Genomic DNA, 1,536 nt, shown 5'->3' with positions numbered 1-1,536 from the left:
CGCGAGCCTGCAAGGCATCGCCGACCAGACAAAGCCCTACGTCATCGTGGTGCGGGTCAAGGAAGGCGCCGACGAAGCGGCCACCACCAGCGCCCTGATCGGCGGCACCACACCGACCGGCCAGTACACCGGCATGAAAGCCCTGCTCGCCGCCAAGTCCCGCGTGGGCATGACTCCGCGCATCCTCGGCGTGCCTGGCCTGGACAGTTTGCCGGTGGCCACCGCCCTCGGCGCCATCGCCAAAGACCTTCGTGCCTTCGCTTACGTCAGCGCCTGGGGCTGCAAAACCAAGGAAGAGGTGGTCGCCTACCGCGAGAACTTCGGCGCCCGCGAGATGATGGTGATCTGGCCGGACTTCCAGAACTGGGACACTGTCGCCAACAAGACCACCACCGCCTCGGCAGTGGCCCGTGCGCTGGGCCTGCGCGCCAAGATCGATCAGGAGACAGGTTGGCACAAGACCCTGTCCAACGTGGCCGTAAGCGGCGTCACCGGCATCAGCGCTGACGTGTTCTGGGACCTGCAAAACCCGGCCACCGACGCCAACTACCTCAACAGCAACGACGTCACCACCCTGATCAACGCCAACGGCTTCCGCTTCTGGGGTAGCCGCACCTGCAGCGATGATCCGTTGTTCGCCTTCGAAAACTACACCCGCACCGCGCAGATCCTCGCGGACACCATGGCCGAAGCGCACATGTGGGCCATCGACCGCCCGATGCACGCCTCCCTGGTACGCGACCTGGTCGAAGGCGTGAACGCCAAGATGCGCGAGTTGAAGTCCCAGGGCTACCTGATCGGCGGCAGCTGCTGGTACCCGGACGACATCAACACCAAAGACACCCTCAAGGCCGGCAAGCTCTGGGTGGATTACGACTACACCCCCGTGCCGCCCCTTGAAGACCTCACCTTCCGTCAGCGAATCACCGACCGTTACCTGATCGACTTCGCCAAGGGCATCAACAGCTAAACCGGGCCTCCCCGAAAGGGGAGTTCACCCTGAACACGTATCCCGGAGAACACCGCCATGGCAATGCCTCGCAAGCTCAAAAACCTCAACCTGTTCAATGACGGCAACAGCTACCTCGGCTTGGTGAAGTCCCTCACCCTGCCCTCCCTCGGCCGCAAGATGGAAGCCTATCGCGGCGGCGGCATGAATGGCCCGGTCAAAGCTGACCTGGGCATGTCCGACGACGGCATCCAGTTCGAATGGAAGACCGGCGGCCTCGATCTGATCTCTCTGCGCCAGTTCGGCGCCGTCAGTGCTAACAGCGTAGCCCTGCGCTTCTCTGGCCCTTACCAGCAAGACGACACCAACGAAGTCAGCAACGTGGAAGTGGTCGTTCGTGGCCGCCACGAAACCATCGAGATGGGTGACGCCCAGCCCGGTGAGGACACCGAGCACTCCATGACCACCACCTGCAGCTACTACAAGCTGACCGTGGACGGCGAAGAAATCATCGAAATCGACCTGCTCAACTTCGTCGAGAAGGTCAACGGCGTGGACATGCTGGAGAAACACCGCACCGCCATGGG

2 protein-coding genes are annotated in these 1,536 nt (G+C 62.8%); both read left to right on the top strand.

Annotated elements, in window-relative coordinates:
• Positions 1–970, top strand: a 970-nt coding sequence (locus BKD70_RS23850) for a phage tail sheath protein (RefSeq protein ID WP_070415523.1), incomplete at its 5' end; no start/stop codon positions are given.
• Positions 971–1,027: 57 nt separating this feature from the next.
• On the top strand, positions 1,028–1,536 hold a 509-nt coding region (locus tag BKD70_RS23845), incomplete at its 3' end, for a phage major tail tube protein (protein ID WP_070415522.1).

The organism is Pseudomonas sp. BS-2016 (genome assembly GCF_001806145.1).
Taxonomy (GTDB): domain Bacteria; phylum Pseudomonadota; class Gammaproteobacteria; order Pseudomonadales; family Pseudomonadaceae; genus Aquipseudomonas; species Aquipseudomonas lundensis.
This window is presented reverse-complemented; position numbering and strand designations above follow the sequence as displayed.